Genomic DNA, 25,767 nt, shown 5'->3' on the forward strand with positions numbered 1-25,767 from the left:
TTCCGGCGATGGTTCGTTCTGGCGGCGGAGTGTCGCACATCGTGCGGCGTTTCCTAGACCCTCAGCGTCCGGCGCTCGGTCTCGTCGATCCAGCCGAGATCGAACATGTCCTGCGTGATCCATTCGAAATCGGATTGCGTGACGTCTTCCGCGATGAAGGTGACGGGTTCGGGCGTCGTCTTTTCGTCCAGTGTCGCGACGGTCGCGCGGAGAGGCAGGGCGAGGCCGCCTTTCCCGGGTGGGCGCGCGAGGTCCTGGGCGATGGCGTGCCGGTTGTCCGGTGCCCGGCAGTAGGATACGGCGTCGCGCAGGGCGGCCTGGAGGGGGGCGGTACTGCTGGCGATTGTGTCCGAAATAACAAGGAGTTTTTCTAAATGGGACGGCATGATGGTGGATGAGCCGCCGACCAGGAAGCCGAGGCCGCGCAGGCAGGCCTCGGTGCCCCATGAGGGACCGACGCAGCCGCCGTCGATGGTGCGATCGGCCAGTGCGGTGATCATGTCGGCGGGGGGCATGACGACGAGTTCGATTCCGCTGTCCATATCCACCCCGATCATCGCGAGGAAGCGGCGCAGGATGAGCAGGTGGGTGGAATACATATGGACCACCGCGAGGCGCGGACGGCGGCCCAGCGTGTGCCGCCATGCGTCGAAGGCCTGCCGCCCCGCCGTGCCGGGCGGCCAGGCCGTGCCGAGCGGGTTGGTGCCGCGCAGGACCAGCGTGTTGCCGCCGCGACTGAGCGTGCAGAGCGGGCGCAGGGCGGCGGCATGGCCGCGCCGCCCGAGTGCGGTCATGATGGCGAGAGGCGGAAAGATGATGGCGGCGTCGAGCGTTTTCCAGGCCAGGCCATCGGCGATGTTGGACCAGGAGGGGGAGACTACGACCTCCGGCGTGAGGCCGTATTGTGCGAACAGGCCTTGATTGCGGGCGATGATGACCGGTGCGCTGTCGGTGAGGCGCAGCAGGCCGATACGCAGGGGGCGGGTCATGGCGCGTCATCCCGGGCCTGGGCCGCGAGATAGTCGGCGGCGACGGCGGCGATGCGCTGGGAGGTCTGCATGGCGCGGCGGCGGAGCCAGCGATAGGCCTGGTCCTCGGTCGTGTTCTCGTTCTTCATGAAGAGTCTCTTGGCCTGGTCGATGATTTTCTGTTCCGCCAGTTTGCGTTGGGCCTCTGTGAGTTCGCCGCGCGTGCGCTGGAAGCGGGTATAGAGGGCGATCGCGGCGCGCAGCAGGGGTTTGACGTCGTCGGGCGGGGTATCCAGGACATTGTAGGAACAGATGCCGATATCGAAGGCGGTTTCCATCAGTTCGACATCGTCGCGGTCGACGAACAGGGCCACCGGGCGTTCGAGCGCGGGCTGGGACAGGGCGCGGATACTGTCCAGCGCGTCGCGGTCGGCGCGGCCCATGTCGACCAGCACCACGTCCGGCTGGTATTGGCGCACCGCGTCGATCAGGGCCGTGCCGGCGGGGATGGAGAGCACGCGCAGCGAGGGATCGGCCCGCAGATCGTCCGACAGGGCCCGGGCGCGGCGGGTGTTTTCGTCGGCGACGAGGACGGTCAGCGGCGGGCGGGCCGTGCGGCCGGGGCTGTGGGCGGCGTCATCAATACACATCGCGCAGATAGCGGCTCTCCCGCGTCAGGCCGGTCACGAAATCGGCGGCGTCGGAGGCCGACAGGCCGCCATGACGGGCAATGATCCTGTGCAGGGCGGCATCGACATCCCGCGCCATGCGGGCGGCGTCTCCACAGACATACACGAAGGCGCCGGCGCGCAGCCAGTCCCAGAGCTCGGCCCCGGCCTGTTCCATGCGGTCCTGCACGTAGAGGCGCGTGGGCTGGTCGCGCGAGAAGGCGGTGTCGAGCCGGGTCAGACAGCCTTCGGCGCGGAAGGTGTCGAGGTCCTGCCGGTAATAGAAGCCCTGTTCGGCATGGCGTTCGCCGAAGAACAGCCAGTTGCGGCCGGGTGCCCTGCGGGCTGCGCGTTCCTGCAGGAAGGCGCGGAAGGGGGCGATGCCGGTGCCGGGACCGATCATGATGATCGGTGCCGCGTCATCGTGCGGCAGGTGGAAATGGGAGGTCGGCTGGATGAAGACCGGGACTTCCTCACCTTTGGCCAGGGAGGCGAGCCAGTTTGAGCAGAGGCCGGGCCAGGGGGCGCGATTGACGCCCATGGTCAGTTCCACGACGCGGCCCGAGATGCGGGGTGACGACGCGATGGAATAGAGGCGCGGTTGCATGCGCCGGAACAGGGGCGGGATGTCCTGTGCCGTGACCGCCAGTGCCGCGTCGCGGAGCAGGTCGGGGAGGAAGCCGCCCTCCGTCCGGCCCAGGGCGGCGAGCAGGGCCGGGTTGGGGCGGGATAGGTCGAGATGGCGGCGCAGGGCCTCGCGCAGCCCGACCGGGCCGTGGCCGCGCAGGACGATGGTCGTGTCCTCGGGCAGGCGGAGCGCGGCGAGGGCGGTTTCGACATGGGCCGGCGGATTGCAGGGCCAGATGCCCAGCGCGTCGCCCGGCTGCCAGGCGAGGTCGGTGGCGCCGAGGTCGAGGCCGATGCGGCGGGTGTCCTTGTCCGCTCCGGGGCCGCACAGGCTCTGGTTGAGGACCAGGCGGGCGATGGAAGGCGTGTCCCGGGTGCCGATGGTGGGAACAGGTCGGGGGGCGGGCGGTTCGGCGGCCGTCTGCGGGCCTGCGTGGGGGGCGAGGGCGGTCAGCAGGGTGCCGCGCCAGGCCTCGACCGTGTCGTCGAAATCCGGTTCGCAATCCGTGCGGTCCAGCAGCATGGTGGCGCCGAGTGTGCGCAGGCGGTCGTCCAGTGCGCGGCCGAAGCCGCAGAAGCTGGCATAGGAGGAATCGCCCAGCGCGAGGACGGCGCAGGTGAGGTCCGGCAATGGGGCCTGGCGTGCGCGCAGGGCGTTCCAGAACGGGGCGGCGCAGTCTGGCGGGTCGCCGTCGCCGAAGGTGGAGACGATGAAGATGGCTCGGCCGGGGCCCGGATCGCCGGATTGGCAGGTGTCGAGGCAGGCGTGGGTGACATTGTGGCCGGCCTCGCGCAGCCAGGTGGCGATGGTGGTGGCCAGGGCTTCGGCGCGGCCGGTCTGCGAGGCCCACCAGACGCGGATGGCGGGGGATGAGAGGGCCGGGGCGGGGGTGGCGGCGGGCGTTTCCCGACTGTACAGGCCGGCCAGCAGGCCGCTGACATGGGCGCGGACCAGCGGGGCGAGCGGTGCGTTGGCGGGGATCAGCGGGACGGTGCCGGGTTCGGGTGGGGCGAGGCGCAGTGCTTCGAAAAAGCCGGACAGCCAGGCTTTGGCTTCTTCATCGAGCGCAGGCGGTGCGGGCGTGGCCAGGCCGAGATGCCGGGTGAGCTGTCCGGAGGGCATGTCGTTCTGTCCTTCCTGCGGGGGGGCGGGGGCCGCGACGCGTTCCAGCGCGACGGCGCAGAGTTTGAAGCCGGGCTGGAGGGAGATGGGATCGACGGCATCGGAGGTGATGGCGTTGACGGTGATGTCGCCGCCGAACCGGTCGTTCCAGTGGAAGGGGGCGAAACAGGTGCCGGGGCGGATGCCGGGTGTAATGCGCGCGGGCAAGGTGATGCTGCCCCGGCGGGAGGTGATGCGGACGGCGTCGCCCGGCGTGAGGCCCAGCGTGCTTGCGTCATCGGTGGCGATTTCGACGAAGGGGCCGGGGTTGAGGCGGTTGAGGCTTTCGACGCGGCCGGTCTTGGTCAGCGTGTGCCACTGATGTTGCAGGCGGCCGCTGTTGAGCACGAAGGGGAATTTTTCGTCCGGCCATTCTTCCGGCTGCATCCATGGGCGGGCGTGAAAGACGGCGCGGCCGTCGGGGGTGGCGAAGACTGGCGGGCTGCCCGGCGTGGGCAGGTAGCGGATGGGGTGGCGGGGGGCGGTGTCGCCCTTGGGGGCCGGCCACTGGACGGGGCCGGTGCGCAGGCGGTCGTGGGTGATGCCGGCGATGTCGTAGCCGGTCTGGGGGTTGGTGAAGCGGCTGGCTTCGGTGAAGATTTCGGCGGATGAGGTGAAGGAGAAGCCCTCCGTGAAGCCCATGGCGCAGGCGATGCGGGCGATGATCTGCCAATCCGCCATCGCCTCGCCGGGTGGGGCGACGGCCTTGCGGGCCAGGGTCAGGGTGCGGTCGGAATTGACCTGCACGCCGTCGGCCTCGGCCCACAGCGCGCCGGGGAGCAGGATGTCGGCGTAGCGCGTGGTTTCGCTGTCGGCGAAGGCGTCCTGCACGATCACGCATTCGGCAGCCTGCAGCGCGCGGATGACGTGATTGCGGTTGGCGATTGTGGCGACGGGGTTGGTGCAGATGACCCAGCAGGCGCGGATGGCGCCGCGTTCCATGGCCTGGAACATTGCAATCGCGCCGTTTCCGCCGGCCTCGCGTAGCGTGCCCGGGGGGAGGCCCCATTGCCGTTCGGTGAAGGCGCGGTCGGCGGCGACCAGGGCGCTGCGCTGGCCGGGCAGGCCGGGGCCCATATAGCCCATTTCGCGCCCGCCCATGGCGTTGGGCTGGCCGGTCAGCGAGAAGGGGCCGCAGCCGGGGCGGCAGATCGTGCCGGTGGCCAGGTGCAGGTTGCACAGGGCGTTGGTGTTCCAGGTGCCGGTCAGGCTCTGGTTGAGGCCCATGGTCCACAGGCTCATCCATGCGCCCGCCTCGGCGATCCAGCGGGCGGCGGTCAGGATGTCCGCGACCGGCAGGCCGGTGATGTCCGCCACGGTTTCGGGCGGGTATGCGGCCAGGAAATCGGGCATGGACTCCCAGCCGGTGGTGGCCTGGGCGATGAAATCGCTGTCGATGGCGCCGTCGCGGAGCAGGAGATGCAGCAGGCCGTTGAGCAAGGCGAGGTCGGTGCCGGGGCGGATGGGGAGATGGAGATCGGCCTTTTCGGCCGTTGCGGTGCGGCGGGGATCGATGACGATCAGCTTTGCACCGGCCCGTTTGCGGTCCATCAGGCGCAGGAACAGGATCGGGTGGCAATCGGCCATGTTGGCGCCGATGACGAAGAACAGGTCGGTGCAGTCGAGATCCTCGTAGCTGCCGGGTGGGGCGTCGGCGCCGAGCGAGAGCTTGTAGCCGCTGCCGGCGGCGGCCATGCAGAGGCGGGAATTGGATTCGATATGCTGGCTGCGGACATGGCCCTTTGCCAGCTTGTTGATGAGATATTGCGCTTCCAGCGACATCTGGCCGGAGACGTAGAAGGCGATGGCGTCGGGGCCGTGTGTGTCGAGGATGGTGCGCAGGCGTTGCGCGGTGGCGGTGATGGCCTGGGAGAGCGGGACGGGCGTGGCCTCGGTGCCGCGTTCCGTCCTGAGCGCGGCGTGGGCCAGGCGGTGGGGCGAGGACAGGGGCTGGTCGCAGGAACTGCCCTTGGTACACAGGCGGCCGGCATTCGACGGGTGCGCGGTGTCGCCGCGCACCTTGGCGATGGTGCCGTTTTCCACTTCGAGGATGATCCCGCAGCCGACCCCGCAATAGGGGCAGACCGAGCGGATCTCTTCCTTCGCCATGATGCGTCAGGCGGGGACGAGATCGGGCATCGCCGGGCGTTTCGCCCGGATCTGCACCTTGCCGTCCTGTAGCCGGGCGTCCCATGTCTGCAGGCGGATGGAGGGATCTTCCAGGCACGCGCCGTCTTCCAGCCGGAAATGCTGTTTGTAGAGCGGGGAAGCCACGATGCGCTGCCCCTTGAGGTCGCCCATCAGGCCGCGCCCGATGACATTGGCGCTGGAGAAGGGGTCGTGATTGTCGATGGCGTAGACATGGGCGGGTGCGCCGTCCGATTGCGGCAGGTAGAACAGGGCGATCTGGCTGCCGTCATGCCAGGCCACGACGCCGGAGCGGGGGACCAGATCGGTTTCGGCGCAGAGGTCGGTCCAGTCCGTGGGGCCGGCCTGGGTCGTGGTTTCCGGCAGGTTGTCGGCAGGGCGGGTCTGGTCGCGTTCCGGCACGGTGCGGACGTTCGGGTCCGGACGGGTGTCGTTGACGAAGGTGCGGAAGCGCTTGAGCTTGTCGCGGTCGTTCAGCGCGTCGCGCCATTCGCAATGATAGTGATCCACCACCGACTGCATCTGGCGTTCCAGTTCCGCGCAGATGCCCAAGGAATCGTGGATGATGACGTCGCGCAGGTAATCCAGCCCGCCTTCGAGAGTCTCGCGCCAGACGGAAGTGCGCTGGAGCCTGTCGGCCGTGCGGATATAGAACATCAGGAAACGGTCGATGTAACGGACCAGGGTTTCGGCATCGAGGTCGGTCGCGAACAATTCGGCGTGCCGGGGGCGCATGCCGCCATTGCCGCAGACATAGAGGTTCCAGCCATTTTCGGTGGCGATGACGCCGACATCCTTGCTCTGGGCCTCGGCGCATTCGCGCGTGCAGCCGGAGACCGCGAATTTCAGCTTGTGCGGTGAGCGCAGGCCCTTGTAGCGGTTTTCCAGATCCAGCGCCTTGCCGACACTGTCCTGCACGCCGTAGCGGCACCATGTGCTGCCGACGCAGGATTTGACGGTGCGGGTCGATTTTCCGTAGGCGTGGCCGGTCTCGAAGCCCGCATCGAGCAGTTCGTTCCAGATATCGGGCAATTGGTGAAGCTGGGCGCCGAACAGGTCGATGCGCTGGCCGCCGGTGATCTTGGTGTAGAGACCGTATCTTTTCGCGACCTGCCCCAGTGCAATCAGCCTGTCGGGCGTGATTTCGCCGCCGGCGATGCGCGGCACCACCGAGTAGGTGCCGTTTTTCTGCATATTGGCCATGAACGTGTCGTTCGTGTCCTGCAGTTGGATATAGAGCGGGTCGGTGATCGGCTTGTTCCATGCCGAGGCGAGGATCGAACCGATGGCGGGCTTGCAGATGTCGCAGCCCAGGCCGCCATTGCCGTATTGTGCCATCAATTCTTCGAAGGTCTGGAGTCCGTGGACGCGGACCAGGGAATAAAGCGCCTGCCGTGTATAGGAGAAATGTTCGCACAGGCTGCGGTCGACAGTGATGCCGCGGGCTTCCAACTCGGTCTCGAACACGCTCTTGAGCAGCGCCGTGCAGCCGCCGCAGCCGGTGCTGGCCTTGGTGTCGCACTTGAGGGCGGCGAGATCGGTGCAGCCGCCGTCGATGGAGGCGCGGATCGCGCCCTTGGTGACGTTGTGGCAGGAGCAGATGGTGGTGGTGTCGGGCAGGGCGTCGGCGCCCAGCAGCTCCGCGCCGTCGCCGCGCGGCAGGATCAGCGCCGCAGGGTCGGCGGGCGGCTTGATGGCGTTCTGTACGTATTGAAGGATCGTGTCGTAATAGGAATTGTCGCCGACCAGCACTGCGCCGACCACCCTTGTGCCGTCGCCCGACAGCACGAGGCGGCGGTAGGAGCCGTCGGCCTCGCCGATGAAGCGATAGCTGCGGCTGCCCGGTGTGGCGCCGTGGGCATCGCCGATCGAGCCGACATCGACGCCCAGCAGCTTGAGCTTGGTGGACATGTCCGCGCCGCCGAACGCGGCCTCCTCGCCGGCCAGGAGGGCGGCGACGGTGCGGGCCATGGCGTAACCCGGTGCGACCAGGCCGAAGACCTGCCCGTTCCATGCCGCGCATTCGCCGATGGCGAAGATGGCGGGATCGGAGGTGCGGCATGAATCGTCGATGACGATGCCGCCGCGCGGGCCGATGGCAAGCTTGCAGTCGCGGGCCAGCCGGTCCTGCGGGCGGATGCCGGCGGAGAAGACGACCAGATCGGTTTCGAGAATGCTGTGATCGGCAAAGACCAGGCGGTGGCGGCAGGTTTCGCCGGCTACGATCTCCTGCGTGGCGTGGTTGGTCAGAACCGTGATGCCCAGTGCCTCGATCCTGTGCTTCAAGGCCTGGCCGCCGGCATCGTCGAGCTGGACGGGCATGAGGCGCGAGGCGAATTCGACCACCGAGGTGGCCAGCCCGAGCCCGGCCAGCGCGTTGGCGGCTTCCAGCCCCAGCAGGCCGCCGCCGATGACGACGCCACGGGACGCGCCGTCGGCGGCGGCGCGGATCAGGTCCAGATCGTCCAGCGTGCGATAGACCAGCCCGGCGGTGCCGCTATTGCCGGGCACCGTCGGCACGAAGGGGGTGGAGCCGGTCGCGATGATGAGTGTGTGGTAAGGCAGCGTGCCTTCGGCGCTTTCGATGGTCTGTGCCGCGCGGTCGATGTCGGTGACGCGGACGCCGCGATGCAGGGTGAGGCCGTGGGCGGTGTGGAAATCCTCCTTATGCAGGGCCAGGGCGCTGGTGTCCTGGCCGGCCATGTAGGCGGTGAGGTGTACGCGGTCATAGGCGTCGTGCAGTTCCTCGCCAAAGACGTGGATGGCGTGGTGTTGGTGCAGGCCGCGCATGACCAGTTGTTCGGCGCAGTAATGGCCGACCATGCCGTTGCCGATGATGACGATGTTTCCGGTGCTGGTCATGGTCGTTTCTCGCTCGATATCGTTCGTCGGATCGTGGTCCGGGGCGGGATGCTGATGGATCTGTCGCGCGTCGCGTCAGATGGATGCGGGGATTTCTTCCATGCCGGCTGCCTGTGAAGGCGTCGCTGCTTTCCAGCGCCGGTGGCAGACCGACACGCAGAGGAGGGCGAGCAGGGCGATGCCGGCGAAGGCGAGGAAGCCGGGACCGTACGACCCCGTTGCCTGCCGCGCCGCACCGAGCGACGAGGCGAGATAGAACCCGCCCACGCCGCCGCTCATGCCCACCAGCCCGGTCAGGATGCCGACCTGATGGGGGAAGCGTGTCGGCACGATCTGGAACACGGCGCCATTGCCCAGCCCCAGCGCGAGCATGCCGGCGAAGAAGGCGGGAAAGGCCAGCCAGATGGTGGGCAGGCCGCAGCCGATCAGGGCGAAGATTGCAGCGGCGAGTCCGTAGAGGACGCACAGCGCGCGGCCGCCGCCGACACGGTCGGCCAGGGCGCCCCCCAGCGGGCGGACGAAGGAGCCCGCGAACACGACCAGCGCCGTGCAACTGCCCGCCACGGCCGGCGACAGGCCGTATTGATCGTTGAAATAGATGGTCAGGAAGGAGGCGAGGCCGACGAAGCCGCCGAAGGTGACGCCGTAGAAGAACATCAGCGCCCAGCAATCGGGCTTTCTGAGCACTGGCAGCCAGGCGACGAAGCCGGCGCTGGGGCGGCGGGGTGGCTCCTTGGCCAGGAACAGGAAGGCGGCAAGCACGGCGGCCAGCGGGAGCGTGGCCAGGCCCAGCACGTTCACCCAGCCATAGAGCACCGCCAGACCGGGGGCGAACAGGGCGGCGAGCGCGGTGCCGGAATTGCCGGCGCCGGCGATGCCCAGCGCCGTGCCCTGATAATGGGGCGGATACCATCCGGAGGCGAGGGGAAGGGCGACGGCGAAGGAGGCGCCGGCCACGCCCAGGATCAGGGCGACGGGGAACAGGCCGGGATAGGAATGGGGGGCGATGAGCCAGGTCGCGGCCAGGCCGGCGATGACCAGAAGCTGCAGGGAGATGGCGATGCGGCGGGGGCCGAAATGATCGACCAGCGCGCCGGCGGCGACGCGGAACAGCGCCCCGGCCAGCACCGGTATGGCGACCAGGAAGCCTTTCTGCCCGGCATTGAGATGCAGGTCGCGCGAGATCGCGATTCCCAATGGGCCGAGCAGCACCCAGACCATGAAGGAAACGTCGAAATAGAGAAATGCGGCAAGAAGCGTGCGCGGATTGCCGGCTTTGAAAAATCCCTTGTCCACGGTGCAGCATCCAGCGCCCACCCTGCATCAGGGGGACGCGCCCTAGGCGGGCATGAAAGCCGTCTTTGACTTCCCGGTGTCTCGTCGTGTTGCTTCGACCGCTCCCGGTTTATCCGCCGCCGTTGGCGAGAACCGATATGGAGTGGGATCTCTAGCTCATTGTGGGGCAAGAATGATATGGAGTCAAAATAATAGTCCGCCGGAAAGTTCTGCGCCGGATCGCCGCCAGCGCGTGTTGCAGGCTGGTTCTACAGGCTCAGCAGGAATGCGGTGTGCCACGGCGTGTCGGGGCGGGGGGGCTCCAGGGTGAGCGAGCCGCCATGGGCCAGGGCGATCTGGCGGGCGAGGCTGAGGCCGATGCCGTTGCCGTTGGGTTTCAGCGAGAAGAACGGGCGGAAGATCGCGTCGCGATAGGCGTCTTCGATGCCACTGCCATTGTCGCGGACGGCGATGACCATGCCGGTCGATGTGGCGTGGCCCTGGAGCCAGACGGTGGGGCCGGCGGCGTCGCTGGTGGCGAGGGCGGCTTCCGCCGCGTTGTTGAGCAGGTTCAGCAGCGCCTGTTCCATCTGCGCCGCGTCGAGGCGGACGATGACGCGCCGGGGCGGGACGCTCGTCTCCAGATGCACGCGGCCGTTCCAGCGGGCGTCGAACAGTGCGCCGAGCGCGCGCAGCAGGTCGTGCAGGTCGGTCGGGCGCAGGTCGGGGGGCGGCAGGCGGGCCAGGTCGCGATAGCCCTGCACGAAGCGGTCCAGCCCGCGCGTGCGGCGCAGGATGGTGCCCAATGCCTCGCGGATCATGTCCGCCGCCGGCGGGTCCATGGGATGGTCCGCGACCTCGTGGGCCGTTTCGGCCAGGGAGATGATCGGGGTCAGCGAGTTCATGATCTCGTGGCCGAGGATCTGGAGCAGGTCGCGCAGGGTGCGCGCGTCGGCGGCGTTCAGCTCCGCCTCGATATCGGTCAGGGCCAGGAAATGCGTCACCCCGCCCGCGCCGCTGCCTTGGGCGATGGCGAGCGCGAAGGTGCGGGGCGGGGCGTCCGGCATGGTGGGGATGCGCACGATGCGGCGTTCGGGCGTGGGGGGGCCCAGCAGGGATGCCGTGTCGGCGGGCAGGCGGTCCTCGGTGGCGAACAGGCGGCGGGCGGCGCGGTTGGCGGCGTGGAAGGCGCCGTCGCCCGTGCGGTAGAGCAGGGGGATGGGCGCATGGTCCAGCAGGGCCCGGTTGCGCAGCCGCTCGCGGTCGCCGGGCCGGACGAGGGAGGCTTCCACCCTTACCGGGCGGCGCGACAGGCCGGCCAGTGTGGCCAGGTGGATGGCCGCCGAGCCCAGGGCCGCCAGCGCCAGCAATGCGGTGGTGGCATACAGGCCGGCTGCCAGCGCGCGTGGCGCCAGCAGGCAGGCGCCCGCGACCATGAGGATGCAGACCGCGAAGCTGCGGATGGCGCGCATCTACAGGCCGTAGCGCGCCATGCGGCGATACAAAGCGGGGCGGGTCAGCCCGAGGTCGCGTGCCGCATGCGAGACATTGAAGCCGTGCCGGCGTAGCGCGGCCTCGATCAGGGTGCGTTCCGACTGGGCCAGGGTGGGGTTGTCGTGGGCGCGTTCGTCATCGGCGGAGAGAGGGGTGGTTGCGTCGCCCAGAACCACCATCCGCTCCATGGCCGCGCGCAGTTCGCGGACATTCTGCGGCCAGGGGCGCAGGCGGAGGGCGTCGAGGGATGCCGCATCCAGCACCGGTTCGGCGAGGCCGTGGCGGATGGCGAAATAATGCAGGAAGTGGGCGGCGAGTGCCGGAATATCGTCCGGGCGCTCCGTAAGGGGTGGCAGCGATATGCGGACGGCCTCGATCGGCAGCCACAGGCGGGGGGGCAGGCGGGCGGCGAGTTCCTCCGGCCCCAGGGCGGACAGGGCCAGGACACGGGGCGGGGCGGTGCCGTCCAGCCGGTCGGCCAGGGCGCGCTGGAGCGGGGATGTCAGTGCCTCGATACCGCGCAGGACCCAGGTGCCGTGTCCGGGCGGCAGGGCGGACAGGCCATCCGCGTCGAGCAGGAGCGGTGGCTGCGCATCGCCCGACCGCGCATGGATGCGGCGGGCCAGCAGGGTCTTGCCGCTGCCGGGTGGGCCGGAGAGCAGCATGTGCGCGCGGGTGGGGGCGATGCGGTCGGCCAGGGCGATCGGCGCGCGCATCTGCTGCGACACCGCGATCAGGACCGGTTCGCCCGTTTCGGCCTGCGGCGTTTCGGGGCGGGCTTCGCGCCGCTGGCGGTCCAGCGTGTCGTGCAGCAGGGTGACCAGCCGTTCGTTATGCCACGGCTTCATGACGAAATCGGTGGCGCCCTCGCGCATCGCGGCGACGGCGATGGCAACCCCGCTATGGCCTGTCACCACGATGACCGGCAAAGCGGGGCGCAGCGCGTGCAGGTCGCGCAGCAGGGCCAGCCCTTCCGCCCCGGTGGTGGCGCCGGGGGCGTAGTTGAGGTCCAGCAGCACCAGGTCGATCGGGTCGGCGGCGACGCGGGTGAGGGCCTCTGCCGCGTTGTGTGCCGCGAGTACGCAAAAACCGCGCCGCGTCAGCAGCAGGCGGGCGGCGGACTGGATGTCGGCATCGTCATCGACGAACAGGACCGTTGGCTGGCTGGCCGGGTCCGTCATGGTGTGGTCGCTCCCGATTCGTTTCGCAGTCGTCCGGATACCGTCTTGACATGTCCAGGGGACTGTCCGGTTTCGGACAGTTTGTCCGCTGGCGGACAGGGTGAGGCGGTGATGCGGAAAACATCGTTTTCTTACAATGGGATAAAAATCCGTCCGGGTACCATACACTGTTTGCGAACGAGGGAAACAGAGCATGGACCGACCGATTTCATCCCCCGGCGCGGTGGCGTCGCCAACACGTCCGATCCCGGGTGGCGGGATGGATCGGGCCGTGCGCCGTCCGCGCCATCATGTGCTGATGCGGCGTGCGATGCGCTGGGGTGCTGCGGCGGCCGTGGTGATGGCTGGCGTGGTCGTGTGGCGGATGGTGCCGGCGTCGGGCACGCTGTCGGTCCGCAATGACCAGTTGACGATCGAGACTGTCCGTTCGGCGCCGTTTCTGGATTATCTGCCGGTTCGGGCCAGCGTGGCGCCGCTGCATGTGACCTATATCGGGGCGGTGCAGGGCGGCGAGGTGTCGGAGGTCGTGGCCCGTGACGGCGCGCTGGTGGCGAAGGGCGATATTCTCGCGCGGCTGACCAACCCGCAGCTTCAGCTCGATGTCACGTCGCGCGAGGCGCAGATTGCCAGCCAGTTGGGTGCGGTCAGCGCGCAGCGGCTGGCGTTGCAGCAGACGCGGACCGGCGAGGAAAGCCAGCTTGGCGAGGCGCGCTACAATCTGTTAAAGGCCCGGCGGGAGCTGGAGATTCACGAACAGCTTCATGGGCAGGGGTTCGAGTCCGACGCCAATCTGCAAAGCTATCGCGACGAGGCGGAGTATGATGCCAGCCGCGTGGCCCGGCTGGATGCGGCGCGGGCGCAGGACCTGGCGGTGGCGGCGCGGCAGAGCGACGAAATCGACCGTGAGGCGCAGCGGCTGCGCAGCAATCTGGAAGTGGTGGAGGACAGTCTGAACGCGCTGGTGCTGCGCGCGCCGGTGGCCGGGCGGCTGACGAATTTCGATCTTCAGCCGGGGCAGTCGCTGAAGGCGGGCGACCGGATCGGGCAGATCGACAGCGAGGGCCAGTATCGGCTGGATGCCGATATCGACGAATTCTATCTCGGCCGGGTTTCGGTCGGGCAGCGGGCGGATGCCGAAATGGGGGATGTGAAGGTCGCGATGACGGTGGCGCGCGTGCATCCGCAGGTGACCAACGGCCAGTTCCGCGCCGAACTGACCTTTGACGGGGCGATGCCGGCCGGCCTGCGCCGGGGCGAGAGCGTGGATGTGCGGATCACGCTGGGGGAGACGCATCCGGCGCTGGTGTTGCCCAACGGCGCGTGGCTGGAAGCCGGCGGCGGATCGGCGGCCTTCGTCATGACGCCGGACGGGCATGGCGCCGACCGGGTGGCGATCGCGTCCGGGCGGCGCAATCCGGAACAGGTGGAAATCACGGGCGGGCTGCACGCGGGGGATCGCGTGGTGGTCTCATCCTATAATTCCTACAAGAATTTCAATCATCTTTCGATCCACTGAAATCGACGGGGCCATTGAATAAACGGCCACTGAACGAACGGAACGCAACGGACATGCTGATCGCCCTTTCCCACATCCAGCGCCTCTATCGTTCCGACGAGGTCGAGACGACGGCGCTGCTCGATATTCACCTTGGCATCGAGGCGGGTGAATTCGTTGCCATCATGGGCCCTTCGGGCTGCGGCAAATCCACGCTGCTGAATATTCTCGGCACTATCGACCGGCCGACATCGGGTTCCTACCAGTTCGGCGGACAGGAGCTGACCGCGCTGGGCGAGGCGGCGCTGGCGGCGTTTCGCCGGGAAAATCTTGGTTATGTCTTTCAGAGTTTCAATCTGATCGACGAATTGACGATCGAGGAGAATATCGAGCTTGCGCTGATCTATCGCCGGATGCCGAAGGCCGAACGACGGCGCCGGGTGGCCCACGCCATGGACCATGTGGGGATTGCGCATCGGGCGCGCCATTATCCGTCGCAGCTTTCGGGCGGGCAGCAGCAGCGCGCGGCGATCGCCCGGGCTATTGTGGGCGAGCCGCGCCTGATCCTGGCGGACGAGCCGACCGGGAACCTCGATACCGAAAACGGCGCGCAGGTGATGGATATTCTCCAGCGCCTGAATGACGAGGGGGCGACCATCGTGATGGTGACCCATTCGCCCAGCCATGCCGACCTGGCGAAGCGCCGCGTGGACATGCTGGACGGGCAGGTCGTGATCTCGGTCCGCAATGCCATATAGGGAGCGGCGGCGATGCTGACGACCATCCTGCGCGGTGCCCTGCGGCAGGCGCGGCGCCATCCGGTCTATGTCGGGCTCGACCTTCTGGGTCTGGCGCTGGGGATCGGCGCGTTCCTGAGTCTGGCGTTGCTGGTGCGGTATGAATACGGTTTCAATGCCGGGCTGCCGGGTGTTGAGCGGCTGGTGCGGGTGGACGAACATTGGACGCTGGCCGGGATCGCGCCGATGGAGGAAGCGGATCTCAGCTTTCTCGCCCTGCCGTTTCTGCGCCAGGATTTTCCGGAAATCGAGGATGCCGCGCGGCTTCTGCCGTCGGCACTCCGTACCGAACAGGGTGGCACCTTTACGAAATTCGACGGTTATGAAACGGACCCGTCGTTCTTTCGTGTCTTTGGAATCGCCTTGTCGCGCGGGGTGGCGGACGATGCGCTGTCGCGGCCGGACGGGCTGGTGCTGTCGGAAGCGGCCGCGATGAAGGCATTCGGCACGCGCGATATCCTGGGCCGGCGCGTTGAACTCAACAAAGCGGGCGTGCGGTCGGTTCATGTCGTGACCGGTGTCATGGCGCCCATTCATGGGCCGAATCTTCTTGCCCGTGCCGAGATGATCGTGCCCATTCCCGGCGAGGAAGCGCGGACGCGATCGTGCTTTCTGTATTGGGGATCGGCGTGCGGCGCGATCGTCCTGCGTCTGAGGACGCCGGAGGATATCAGTGCCATGCGCGCGCGGCTGCGTGATTTCGTCATCCGCCATGCCTCGGGCGCCGATGACGATCGTGTCGCCATCGGCCCGCATCCGGAGAAGATCTATGAAATGCGGCTGGTGCCGCTGCGTCGCCTGAATTTTTACGATGTGGGCGTGGTGGATAGCGATGACGGTGTGGACCGCAATGTGGTCAACGCGATCGGGCTGATCGGATTTCTGGCGCTGGTGCTGGCGTGTGCCAATACGGTCAATCTGGCCACCGCGCGGGCCGGGCTGCGGGCGCGGGAGGTCGCGGTGCGCAAGACGCTGGGTGCCACGCGCCGGGTGCTGTTCGTCCAGTTCATGGGCGAGGCGCTGGTCGTCACCGCCGTTGCGGGGATTGTCGGCCTGGTGCTGTGCGAGATCCTGACGCCCGAGATCGCGAGCCTGACCGGGGAAGGGGTGACGGTTTCATACGGGTTCGTGCTGGCGGTGCTGCCGGTGGTGGTCGTGGTGGCCGGCCTGGCCAGCGGGTTTCATCCGGCCACGATCCTGTCCGGCTATCGGCCCGCGGCCGTGCTGGCGGCGGCGCGCATGCCCTCGGGCGGGCGGGGTGCCGCGCGGCTGCGTAATGCGCTGGTCGCGGGGCAGTTCGCGATCGCGATCGCCATCGTCATCTGCACGCTGGTGATCGACCGGCAGACCGCGTTCATGCGCGATGCCGACCGGGGATACAGCAAATCCGGCCTGCTGATCGGCCAGCAGGTGCTCGGCGGCGACCTGGAGCAGGAGCGCAGGATGCTCGATACCCTGCGGGCGGTGCCGGGTGTCTCCGCCGTCGGGTTTGGCGAACTGGAGCCGGCGCCCCATGCGATGTCGCGCTCGGATTATAAATATGCCGGGCCGAACGGCCAGGTTTCGATCCAGATGCTGTTCGACCGGGTCGGGCCCGGTTATTTCGAGGTCTATCGGCCGCGCCTGCTGGCGGGGCGCTGGTTCGACCCCGAACGCGGGCAGGACGAGGGGCCGGATGCCGACGATCTTCTGAAGAGCAGGGGAAGTTTCAATGTCGTCGTCAATGCCAGGACGACGGCGACATTGGGCTTCGCCACGCCCCGGCAGGCGATTGGCCAGGTCCTTACGGCGGATGGGCTGAGAGCGCGGATCATCGGGGTGGTGGACGACATGCGCTTCGTCTCGCCACGGGAGGAGGTGGCGCCGGAGATCATCTTCTTCGACACGTTGGCCCGGGTGCCGTTCGTCGATCCTGTTCCGGCCGTGCGCTTTCAGGGTGTGGCGCGGGCGGAGATGGCGCAGCGCCTCGACCGGGCCTGGGCCTCCGTCCGGCCGGAACTGGCCAGCAATTTCCAGCCGGCCGACGAGCGGATGGCCGAACTGTTCGTGGGCGACGAGCGGCGGGGGCATATCTTTACCGTCGGCGCAGTGGTGGCGCTGCTGATCGCCTGCATGGGGCTGTATAGCCTGGCGGCTTTCTCGGCGATCCGGCGGGTGCATGAGATCGGCATCCGCAAGACGCTGGGGGCGTCGGGCCGGCAGATCGTCAGCCTGCTGCTGCGCGATTTCCTGCGGCCGGTGGCGCTGGCCTGCGTGCTGGCCTGCCCGGTGGCGTGGGTCGTGATGCGGGCGTGGCTCTCGGGCTTCGAACAGCGCGTGCCGCTGAGCCTGCAGCCTTTCCTGGTCGCGGTCGCGGGGGCGTTGCTGATCGCGACGCTGACGGTGCTGGGGCAGACGCTGCGTGTCGCGCGTGCCGAGCCGGCGCGGGCGCTGCGGGCGCAGTAGGCGACATGACGGCATCCGTTTTCATTCCGGTCGTGCTTCCCGCCCTGGCGGGGAGGGTGGCCTTGCGCCCTGTGGCGGCCTGGGGAGGCATTGCGTGCTTGCTACCATCCTGAAAAGCGTCGTGCGTCAGATTCGGCGGCATCCGCTCTATGTCGGGCTCAATGTCTTCGGGCTTGCGTTGGGGATCGGCGTGTTTCTGACGCTGGCGCTGCTGGTGCGCTACGAATACAGTTTCAACGCCGCGTTGCCGGATGTGGACAGGCTGGTCCGGGTGGACACCCATTGGGCGATGCCAGGCACCCCGCCGTTCGAATTCGCGGGAAGCACGTTTCGCGCTCTGCCATTTCTGCGCGAAGATTTTCCCGAGATCGAAGCGGGTATCCGGTTGGAAAACACCGAACTGCGCACGGAGCGGGACGGGGCTTTTTCCTCGTTCGTCTCCGGCCTGACCGATCCTGCCTTCTTCAGTGTTTTCGGACTGAAACTGCTGCATGGGACGCCGGACCAGGCGCTGGCGCGGCCGGATGGGCTGGTGCTCTCGGCTCGTGCCGCGATCCGGCTGTTCGGGACGACGGACGTGATGGGGCGGATGGTGCCGCTCAACCGCGATGGGGTGACGGTGACGCATATCGTTACCGGCGTGCTGGCGCACCGGACGACGCCGGACTTTCTCTCCGGCATCGAGATGCTGGCGCCGTTTTCCTCGGGGGACATGACGGCCTTGCCTTGCTTCCTGAGTTGGGGGAGCGATTGCGGCAATATTTATCTCAAGTTTCGCAGGACGGGGGATGCCGATGCGGTGAACGCGCGGCTGCGCGATTTCGTCATCCGCCATGCAGCGGGAGCAGAGAGCGATTCCAGCGCGCTGGGGCGGCATCCCGAGAAGATCTTCGGGCTGTTGCTGGCGAAGCTGGGGGAGGCGCGGTTCAATGATTTCCACGTCCTATATGCCGAGGACGGGGTGGACCGCACCGTTATCAATAGTATCGGGCTGATGGGTTTGCTGGCTCTGGCGCTCGCCTGTGCCAATGCGGTCAATCTGGCTACTGCACGGGCAGGTCTGCGCGCCCGCGAGGTGGCGATCCGCAAGGCGCTTGGCGCTTCGCGGCGGGTGCTGTTCATCCAGTTCACGGGGGAAGCGATGCTGGCGGCCGCCATTGCCGGCGTGCTTGGCCTTGCCCTGTGCGAGATTCTGGTGCCCGAGGTCGCGAGCCTGACGGGGGAAGAGCTTGTGGTGTGCTACGGGCCGGTCGCCGTGGTTCTGCCGCTGATCGTGCTGGTCTGCGGATTTGCCAGCGGGATCTATCCTTCCATGGTCCTGTCGGGCTATCGCCCGGCCGCCGTGCTGGCTGCCGCACGGATGCCGTCCGGCGGACGGGGGGCGGCGCGGCTGCGCGATGCGCTGGTGATGGGGCAGTTCGGCATCGCGATCACGATCGTGATCTGCATGCTGGTGATCAATCGTCAGACGGACTTCATGCGCACGGCCGATCCCGGCTATGTACGCTCGGGATTGCTGATCGGGTCCCCGATGCCGGGCAACGACCTCGCTCTTCAGCGCAGGATGCTGGATGCGCTGCGTGCCGTGCCGGGAGTGGTCACGGTCGGTTTCGGCGAACTGGCGCCGCGCCCAAACACAAAGAACTTTGGGACATACAGTTATGACGGGCTGGCCGGGCCGATACGCGTCTCTCTGCTACAGGATATTGTGAGTACCGGCTATTTCGAGGTCTATCGGCCGCGCCTGCTCGCCGGGCGCGGGTTCGATGCTGCCCGCGGGCAGGACGACATGCCGTCGCGCGACGAAATGCAGACCCGTACGGCCAGCGTCATTCTCAATGCCAGGGCAGTGTCGCGATTCGGCTTTGCCTCGCCGGACCAGGCGATCGGCAAGACCATCAGGAGCGGCAAGAGGATGGCCCGGGTCGTCGGCGTGATCGACGATGTACGCTTCGAATCACCTCGGCAGGCCGTCTATCCTGAGATCGTCTTCTTCGACACGCTTTCGAAGCAGCCATTCAACGAACCCATTCCCGCCGTCCGGTTCCAGGGGGGCGCGGAATCCGACATGGCGCGGCGTCTGAATCGCGCATGGGCGGGTATTCTTCCCGACATTTCCGGCGATTTTTCGGCTGTCGATGCACGGATGGCGGCCTATTACAGCGGCGACGAGCGGCGCGGGCGGATCTTTACGCTGGGGGCGGTGGCGGCGCTGCTGATTGCCTGCATGGGGCTGTATGGGCTGGCGGCGTTTGCGGCCGCGCGGCGGATGCATGAGGTGGGCATCCGCAAGACGCTGGGGGCCACCGGGCGGCAGGTCGTCGTGCTGCTGCTGGCGGATTCCCTCCGGCCCGTGGCGCTGGCCTGCGTGCTGGCCTGTCCGGTCGCCTGGATGCTCATGCGGCGCTGGCTGGCCGGGTTCGACGAGCGCATCGCGCTGACGCCGGCGCATTTCCTGATCGCGGTGGCGGGGGCCTTCGCCATCGCCATTCTCACCGTCCTTGGACAGACCTTTCATCTGGCGCGCGCCGAGCCGGCGCGCGCCTTGCGGGCGGAGTGATCGTCATGCGTGTTTTTCTCGCGGCGCTTGGACTTTACTGCGCCGCCATGTCGCCTGCCGTCGGGCAGACGCTTCAGGAATCGCTGGCGATGGTCTATCGCGGCAATCCGACATTGCTGGGCGAGCAGGCGAACCAGCGCGCCGTGACCGAGAATTCGGCGCAGGCGCGCAGTGGCTGGCGGCCGACCGTGTCGGTCAACATGGATGCGAATTACCAGCAGGGGCCCTATACCAGCGCCTTCGCGCTGGGGACCTTCACGTCGAATTATGCGGAAGGATATGTCTCGGCCAAGCAGACGCTTTATTCCTTCGGGCATGTCGCCAATCAGGTGCGGGCGGCGGATGCGCGGTCGCGGGCCGAGGGGGAGACCCTGCGCCTGACGGAATCGCAGGTCTTCACCAGTGCCATCAGCGCCTACATGGATGTGCTGCGCGACCGGTATGTGCTGGATGTGCGGGTGGCCGATCTGGAGATGCTGGCGCGGCAGGTGCGGCTGATCACCTCGCGCTACAATCTGGGTGGCGCGCCGGGCGAGCAGGTGACGCGCACCGATGTGGAGCAGGCCGAGACGCGCCGCCGTTCGGCCGAGGTGGCGCTGGCGCAGGCGCGGGCGACTCTGGCGGCGTCGGAGGCGAATTTCCGGGCGGTCATCGGTGTCATGCCGGCGCAACTGACCATGCCGGACGGGTTGCCGGGCCTGCCGCCCTCGATCGAGCAGGCCGTGCGGCTGGCGGTCGCCGCCAATCCGCAACTGGCACAGATGCGCGAAGTGAAATCGGCGACCGAGGCCGATATCGATACCGCGCGGTCGCAATGGGGGCCGCAGATCCAGGCGCAGGGGCTGTTCGGCACCGTGGGGCCGGCGGCGCCGTTCCGGGGGCGTGAATATGCCGAGGAGATCGGCGGGACGGTGTCGCTGGTCCAGCCGCTCTATAACGGGGATCTGTACAATTCCCAGATCCGGCAGGCGCGCGACAAGGATGAGCAGGCGCGGCAGAATCTGGAGCAGGCCCGGCGGGCGGCATTGCAGGATGTCGTGACCAACTGGCGGGCGGTCGAGAGCGGCCGGCAGGCGATCCAGGCCAGCCTGGCGGAAGTGCAGTCGGGCGAAACGACGCTCAAGGGCTATCAGGTCGAATATGGCTATGGGCTGCGCAGCACGACCGACGTGCTGTACGCCGACCAGAACCTGCGGGCGGCGCAGGTGGATCTGGCGACCAGCCGGCATGACACGATCGTGGCCGAAGCGAAGCTGTTGGCCTCGATCGGGCGGTTGCAGGCCCGCGATCTGCTGCCGGGCACCCGGCATTACAACAGCGGGGCCGCGTTGCAGCGCGCGCGGACGCGCGGGTGGGAGCCGCTTCAGACGCCGATTGCCGCCCTTGACCGGGCGGGCTGGTAGAGATGGCGGATACGGGAGGGCGAATGATGTTTGCGTCCGGTTTCAGAATCCTGCCCCGGCACGGGCTTTATGGTGCGATCAACCTGCTCGGCCTGGGGCTGGGGGTTGCCGTCTTTCTGACGATGATGCTGATCGTGCGATACGAATATGGGTATGACAGCTACCTGCCCGGTGCGGCGCATATCTATCAGGTCGACGATGATTTTCGTCCGGCCGGGCGGGCGCCCTATCAATCGAGTTATCTCAGTTTCGTGCCCGTTCCTTTCATGGAGCAGGATTTTCCCGAAATCAGCCAGGCGGTTCGCGTTTTCGAAAGTCCGGTGCCCGTGCGGGCCGGGGAGGTGCTGGGACGCGACGTGGTGACTTTGACCGACCGGAATTTCTTCTCCGTCTTCGACCTGCCTCTTCTGGAGGGAAATAAGGCGACGGCGCTCGATGGCCCCGGCAAGGTGGTGCTGTCGGCCACGATGGCGCGGAAGTATTTCGGCACCCTCCACGCGGTCGGCCGACGGATGCGGATCGACAATAGCGGTGACGAGAATGTGGTGTCGGCCATTGTGGCCGACCCGCCGCCCAATGCCACCGGCGACTTCAGGATCATCACCGTTTTTCCCAGTTCCTGGATGGATAAATGGCCATTTCGCAACTGGGGCAGCCTGTGGGGGCATGTGTGGGTCAGGATCGACGATGCCGGGGCCGTGCCGCGTATCGCCGCCGGATTGCGCGGATTTCCGTATCGGCATCCGGGAAACTGGAAGGAAAGCCTGATCCGTTTTACATATGGCGATGGCGGGTTGGTGCTGGTGCCGCTGCGCGCGGTGCATTTCCATAATGCGTCGATCGGCGAGGGAGGGGCCAGCCGCCGGCTGATCGATATTCTCGGGCTGGTCGGGTTGGCGGCGCTGGCGACCGCGATCGTGAATTACGTCAATCTCGCCACGGCGCGATCGGGGCTGCGGGCGCGTGAGGTGGCGATGCGCAAGGTGCTGGGGGCGACCCGTCCGGCGCTGATCGTGCACTTCATGGGCGATGCGATCATGCTGGTGGGGCTGGCAGTGCTCGTCGGGCTGGCGCTGACGGAACTGTCGCTGCGCTGGGTCAACATGCTGGGCGGGTGGAATGTCGGCTTCGACTGGGGCTTCGTGCTGCCGGTGTCGGTGCTGGTCGTGTTGGTGGTGGGGATCGTTGCCGGTACCTATCCCGCGCTGGTCCTGTCGTCGTTTCGGCCGGCGGCCGTGCTGGCGGCGAGCCGGATGCCGGCGGGCGGGCGGATCGAGAGCATGTTGCGCAGCGTGCTGGTGGTGCTGCAATTCGGGTTCGCCATCGTGCTGGCGGTCTGCACGATCGTGATGACTGATCAGGCGGCGTTCGTGCGCGTGCTGGATCGCGGGATCAGCAAGGAGGGCGTGATCGTCATCGATGCGCTGGCGGATTCCAGTCTGGCGGCGCGGCAAGAAGAGATTGTGCGCCGGCTGGGCGAGGTGCCGGGGGTGCGGATCGCCGCGCGATCGGACATGTATCCTCATCATACCATCGACAGCGACAATTTTCGCCTTCCGGGTGGCGATCGTCTGATCCCCGTCTGGTGGGGCTATGCCACGCCCGGATATTTCGAGGCGATCGGGGCGAGGCTGGTCGCGGGACGCCTGTTCGACGCGCATCAGGGCAATGATTATCACGCCGCCCGGGAGAAGGAGGTGGCCGGTACCAGCATCGTCATTTCGCGCCTGGCGGCGGAACGGTTCGGCTTTGCGTCGCCGGAGGCGGCGGTAGGCCAGGAATTGCGGCAGGATATGGCTGCGCGAACCTATCGCATCGTCGGGGTGATCGACGATATCCGGTTCGGCGGCGCGCACGAGCCGATGCGTCCGTTGCTGTATTACGGCCGCTCGGGATCGTTTGACGAGGCAGGTGCGATCATCCGTTACGAGGGGGCGTCGCAGGCCGAGGAAATGGCGCGTCTGCGGTCGGCCTGGGCGGGCATCGCGCCGGATGTTCCGTTCTCGGCCCAGGGCGTAAGCGATATTTTTGCCGAGGATTTTCGCAGCGACCAGAATTATGGTGCGCTGTTCGGCATCGGCTCCGCCGTTGCGATCGGCATTGCCTGCCTGGGGCTGTTCGGCCTTTCGTCGTTCAACGTGTCGCGCCGCCGGCATGAGATCGGGGTGCGCAAGGTGCTGGGGGCGGATCGTCGGCAGGTCCTGGCCCTGCTGGCCGGTCAGTTTCTCCGGCCCGTGCTGATCGCGAACCTGATCGCGTGGCCGGTCGCGTGGGTGTTCATGAGCCGGTGGCTGTCGGGATTCGATCAGCGGATTGCGCTGACGCCATGGCCGTTCGTGATTGCGGCCGGCAGCGCGGCGCTGATCGCGCTGCTGACCGTGATTGGACAATCCGCCAAGGCGGCGGCCGATCCGCCGGCTTCCTCGCTGAGGGCGGGGTAGGGGGAACTGCATGGCGGACACGGGGCGCGCTTGATATGATTTGGAAAAACTGACCGCTATCGGGCGCCGATCTGCTATTCTCCCGCCTTCGGGCGGGAACGGCGGGGTGGTCGTTGCGTCTAGATCTGGGGCGGTTGGGACCTGTGGCCGTGGCGGAGAGGGGTGCATGCGGACAGTTTTTCCGGTGGCGGTTCCGGGGATGGGAGCCGGCGCTCTGGCGTTCCTTTTCCTTCTGTGCGCGGCCGATGCCGCTTGGGCCGATCCGATGCCGCTGCTTCCGGAGGCCGTTGTGCCTCCGCCCGCGCCGGTGGGGGCGTCTGCCGGTCAGGCTGCGCCTGCCCTGGATATTCCGCCATTGCCGGCGCTGGATGACGACGCCGCCAGGAGCGAGGCCCGGCATCTGCTCCAGGCCATGCAGCGTGAGGTGCCGCATTTTCAGGTGGCCTCGCCCGAGGATGCGGCCCGCTGGATCATGTTGGCGCATGCGCAACTGGCCCATGCCAATATCACGATCGACCGCGCGCAGGTGCTGATGGTGGTCGATCGCAATCCGCGGGTGCAGCGTGTGTGCTTCGTGCTGGCGCTGCCTGGCAATGAGGAATGGCTGGTGCTGGGTGGGACCCGGGTTTCGACCGGGCAGGCCGGGCGCAAATATTATTACCTGACCCCGACGGGCGTGTTCATCAATTCGCCCGACCGGCTGGGCTATCGCGCCGAGGGCACGCGCAACGAGCATGGTATTCGCGGCCTGGGCGCGCGCGGGATGCGGGTGTGGGACATGGGCTGGCAGTGGGCCGTGAAGGGCTGGCGGCCCGACCGCGAGCAGGGGCAGATCCGGCTGGAAATCCATGCCACCGACCCGGATTTTCTGGAGGCCCGCCTAGGACGCCCGGCCTCGGAGGGTTGCGTGCGCATTCCGGCGGCGCTGAACCGGTTCATGGATCGTCATGGGCTGCTGGACGCGCAATATGAGCAGGCGGCCAGCTATGATGGCCGTTTCCGCGCCCTGCTGCCGCGTGATCGTACGCCCTCGCCCATCGCGGGGGATGCGATGGTGGTGGTGGATTCCTCGCCTGGCGAGGGCATGACCTGACGGCATCCGTTCGCAGCGTATTGCTTTTCAAAGCGTCCGGCTTCGCTCATGATCATGTGATGAGAACATCCGGATTGCTCCCTTGTCTTGCCCTGCCGGCCTTGCTGCTGCTTTCTCCGGCCCGGGCGGCACCGGCGGCTCAGGGGGCGCCGACGCCCGCCGGCGTCGCGGCGGCGATCCAGGCGGATGGGGCGGCGCAGGCGCTGGGGGCGCTGGATGACGCCGATACGTTCGATACGGTGACGGACGGGATCGCGGCGGCCGATCCGGCCTGGCTGGCGCTGGTGCCGGCCATGGGGCCGGGGCTGGATTCCGACAGCGGCCCGGCGGTGGCGGCGGCGCTGGCGCTGGCATTGCCGCAGAAGCCGCGCCTGGTCCTGCCGCTGCTGGATGAGGCGACGCCGGCGCTGGACCCCGCCCGGGTCTGCGCCCATCCGTTTATGCATGACGAAGTGCCGGACCTGAAAGGGTATGTCCGGCGCACCCGCGCTGCCCTTCGCCGCGTACGTGACGAGGGGTTGCGTGCGGTGCGGGATCGGTGCCTGGCGGCGCTGGGGATGGCGAAACCGGTCCCCTGAGCGCCTGCCGGAATCAGTGCTGGGCGGGTGTTGCGACTGATTTCCAGGCGCGCAGGGCGGCCAGGGTGCCGCTGATATGGCCCTCGGGCGCCATGGCGCTGTAGGCATAGAGAATATGGCCGTCCGGCGCGATCACGTATGAGGTCCGGTTGGCGTAATGCAGCAGTGGCATCTTGGAATCGTAGGAACTGGCGATCTTGCCCGCCGGGTCGGATGCGACGGGGAAGCGGCTGCGGCATTCGCTGACGGAAAAACGGTCCAGCGTTTCGATCTTGTCCATCGACACGCCGATGACCGTGGCGCCCAGCGCCTTGAACTGGTCCATCGCGTCGGCGAAATCATGGGCTTCGATCGTACAGCCGCGCGTGAAGGCCGCCGGGTAGAAATACAGGACCACCGGCCCCTTGTGCAGGGCCTCGGCCAACGAGAAGCTGAATTGCTTGCCGCCGAGGCTGGCCGGTGCGTCGAACAGGGGCGCCGTGCTGCCCAGCGGCAGTGCCGCCCGGGCCGATGAAAAGGAAACCAGCGTCACGCCCGCCAGGGTCGCGGCTACGGGCAGCACCATGCTCA

At 67.6% G+C, this 25,767-nt stretch carries 16 protein-coding genes; 8 read left to right on the plus strand and 8 right to left on the minus strand.

The genetic code is table 11. The features are described from left to right. Positions 1–53: 53 nt before the first annotated feature. The 7 genes from HLH36_RS08660 to HLH36_RS08690 all read right to left on the minus strand — a co-directional run bounded on the left by HLH36_RS08660 (position 54) and on the right by HLH36_RS08690 (position 12,385). Positions 54–989, minus strand: coding sequence for an ABC transporter substrate-binding protein (locus HLH36_RS08660; RefSeq protein WP_182985978.1), 936 nt, complete (start codon positions 987–989; stop codon positions 54–56). Next, positions 986–1,618 carry an ANTAR domain-containing response regulator gene (locus HLH36_RS08665; protein ID WP_182985979.1) on the minus strand — a complete coding sequence of 211 codons (633 nt, stop codon included), beginning with the start codon at positions 1,616–1,618 and terminating at the stop codon, positions 986–988. Before HLH36_RS08665 ends, HLH36_RS08660 begins: the two co-directional genes overlap by 4 nt. After that, on the minus strand, positions 1,608–5,534 hold the full coding sequence (locus HLH36_RS08670) for a bifunctional nitrate reductase/sulfite reductase flavoprotein subunit alpha (RefSeq protein ID WP_182985980.1): 3,927 nt from the start codon (positions 5,532–5,534) through the stop codon (positions 1,608–1,610). The genes HLH36_RS08665 and HLH36_RS08670 overlap by 11 nt, the downstream gene beginning before the upstream one ends. 6 nt (positions 5,535–5,540) lie before the next feature. Then, positions 5,541–8,435: a nitrite reductase large subunit NirB gene (nirB, locus tag HLH36_RS08675; RefSeq protein ID WP_182985981.1), complete on the minus strand. Its 2,895-nt coding sequence runs from the start codon at positions 8,433–8,435 to the stop codon at positions 5,541–5,543. 75 nt (positions 8,436–8,510) lie between these two features. Beyond that, on the minus strand, positions 8,511–9,731 hold the full coding sequence (locus HLH36_RS08680; protein ID WP_182985982.1) for an MFS transporter: 1,221 nt from the start codon (positions 9,729–9,731) through the stop codon (positions 8,511–8,513). Positions 9,732–9,979: 248 nt separating this feature from the next. Next, a complete protein-coding gene (locus HLH36_RS08685; RefSeq protein WP_246376585.1) occupies positions 9,980–11,182 on the minus strand; it encodes a sensor histidine kinase in 1,203 nt (400 codons plus the stop codon). Beyond that, positions 11,183–12,385: a sigma-54-dependent transcriptional regulator gene (locus HLH36_RS08690; RefSeq protein ID WP_182985983.1), complete on the minus strand. Its 1,203-nt coding sequence runs from the start codon at positions 12,383–12,385 to the stop codon at positions 11,183–11,185. It lies immediately after the preceding gene. Positions 12,386–12,578: 193 nt separating this feature from the next. Here HLH36_RS08690 and HLH36_RS08695 point away from each other — a divergent pair, with 193 nt between their 5' ends. The 8 genes from HLH36_RS08695 to HLH36_RS08730 all read left to right on the plus strand — a co-directional run bounded on the left by HLH36_RS08695 (position 12,579) and on the right by HLH36_RS08730 (position 25,197). Beyond that, positions 12,579–13,901, plus strand: a complete 1,323-nt coding sequence (locus HLH36_RS08695; protein WP_246376586.1) for an efflux RND transporter periplasmic adaptor subunit — start codon at positions 12,579–12,581, stop codon at positions 13,899–13,901. A gap of 53 nt (positions 13,902–13,954) precedes the next feature. Next, positions 13,955–14,638, plus strand: a complete 684-nt coding sequence (locus HLH36_RS08700; RefSeq protein ID WP_182985984.1) for an ABC transporter ATP-binding protein — start codon at positions 13,955–13,957, stop codon at positions 14,636–14,638. A gap of 12 nt (positions 14,639–14,650) precedes the next feature. Next, positions 14,651–17,122 (plus strand): ABC transporter permease, encoded by a 2,472-nt coding sequence (locus tag HLH36_RS08705; RefSeq protein WP_182985985.1) that lies wholly within the window; start codon positions 14,651–14,653, stop codon positions 17,120–17,122. Between the two features lie 94 nt (positions 17,123–17,216). Then, entirely contained in the window at positions 17,217–19,682 is a 2,466-nt protein-coding gene (locus HLH36_RS08710; protein WP_182985986.1) for an ABC transporter permease, read from the plus strand. A gap of 5 nt (positions 19,683–19,687) precedes the next feature. Next, positions 19,688–21,085: a TolC family outer membrane protein gene (locus HLH36_RS08715; RefSeq protein ID WP_182985987.1), complete on the plus strand. Its 1,398-nt coding sequence runs from the start codon at positions 19,688–19,690 to the stop codon at positions 21,083–21,085. A gap of 23 nt (positions 21,086–21,108) precedes the next feature. Next, on the plus strand, positions 21,109–23,526 hold the full coding sequence (locus HLH36_RS08720) for an ABC transporter permease (protein WP_246376588.1): 2,418 nt from the start codon (positions 21,109–21,111) through the stop codon (positions 23,524–23,526). A gap of 166 nt (positions 23,527–23,692) precedes the next feature. Further along, a complete protein-coding gene (locus tag HLH36_RS08725; RefSeq protein WP_246376590.1) occupies positions 23,693–24,619 on the plus strand; it encodes a L,D-transpeptidase in 927 nt (308 codons plus the stop codon). Between the two features lie 59 nt (positions 24,620–24,678). Next, the gene (locus tag HLH36_RS08730; protein ID WP_246376592.1) at positions 24,679–25,197 is read left to right on the plus strand and encodes a hypothetical protein; all 519 of its coding nucleotides are present in this window, start codon (positions 24,679–24,681) and stop codon (positions 25,195–25,197) included. A 13-nt stretch (positions 25,198–25,210) separates the two neighbouring features. Here the strand turns inward: HLH36_RS08730 and HLH36_RS08735 are convergent, their stop codons facing one another. Continuing rightward, positions 25,211–25,762: a peroxiredoxin gene (locus HLH36_RS08735; RefSeq protein ID WP_246376633.1), complete on the minus strand. Its 552-nt coding sequence runs from the start codon at positions 25,760–25,762 to the stop codon at positions 25,211–25,213. Positions 25,763–25,767: the final 5 nt, after the last annotated feature.

The sequence above is a fragment of the Gluconacetobacter aggeris genome, from assembly GCF_014174395.1.
GTDB classification, from domain to species: Bacteria; Pseudomonadota; Alphaproteobacteria; order Acetobacterales; family Acetobacteraceae; genus Gluconacetobacter; species Gluconacetobacter aggeris.

Bases quoted from the DNA above. Each gene is read 5' to 3' on its own strand.
- HLH36_RS08660 (WP_182985978.1), bottom strand. From the start codon at position 989: ATGACCCGCCCCCTGCGTATCGGCCTGCTGCGCCTCACCGACAGCGCA.
- HLH36_RS08665 (WP_182985979.1), bottom strand. From the start codon at position 1,618: ATGTGTATTGATGACGCCGCCCACAGCCCCGGCCGCACGGCCCGCCCG.
- HLH36_RS08670 (WP_182985980.1), bottom strand. From the start codon at position 5,534: ATGGCGAAGGAAGAGATCCGCTCGGTCTGCCCCTATTGCGGGGTCGGC.
- nirB (WP_182985981.1), bottom strand. From the start codon at position 8,435: ATGACCAGCACCGGAAACATCGTCATCATCGGCAACGGCATGGTCGGC.
- HLH36_RS08685 (WP_246376585.1), bottom strand. From the start codon at position 11,182: ATGCGCGCCATCCGCAGCTTCGCGGTCTGCATCCTCATGGTCGCGGGC.
- HLH36_RS08690 (WP_182985983.1), bottom strand. From the start codon at position 12,385: ATGACGGACCCGGCCAGCCAGCCAACGGTCCTGTTCGTCGATGACGAT.
- HLH36_RS08695 (WP_246376586.1), top strand. From the start codon at position 12,579: ATGGACCGACCGATTTCATCCCCCGGCGCGGTGGCGTCGCCAACACGT.
- HLH36_RS08700 (WP_182985984.1), top strand. From the start codon at position 13,955: ATGCTGATCGCCCTTTCCCACATCCAGCGCCTCTATCGTTCCGACGAG.
- HLH36_RS08705 (WP_182985985.1), top strand. From the start codon at position 14,651: ATGCTGACGACCATCCTGCGCGGTGCCCTGCGGCAGGCGCGGCGCCAT.
- HLH36_RS08715 (WP_182985987.1), top strand. From the start codon at position 19,688: ATGCGTGTTTTTCTCGCGGCGCTTGGACTTTACTGCGCCGCCATGTCG.
- HLH36_RS08720 (WP_246376588.1), top strand. From the start codon at position 21,109: ATGATGTTTGCGTCCGGTTTCAGAATCCTGCCCCGGCACGGGCTTTAT.
- HLH36_RS08725 (WP_246376590.1), top strand. From the start codon at position 23,693: ATGCGGACAGTTTTTCCGGTGGCGGTTCCGGGGATGGGAGCCGGCGCT.
- HLH36_RS08730 (WP_246376592.1), top strand. From the start codon at position 24,679: ATGAGAACATCCGGATTGCTCCCTTGTCTTGCCCTGCCGGCCTTGCTG.
- HLH36_RS08735 (WP_246376633.1), bottom strand. From the start codon at position 25,762: ATGGTGCTGCCCGTAGCCGCGACCCTGGCGGGCGTGACGCTGGTTTCC.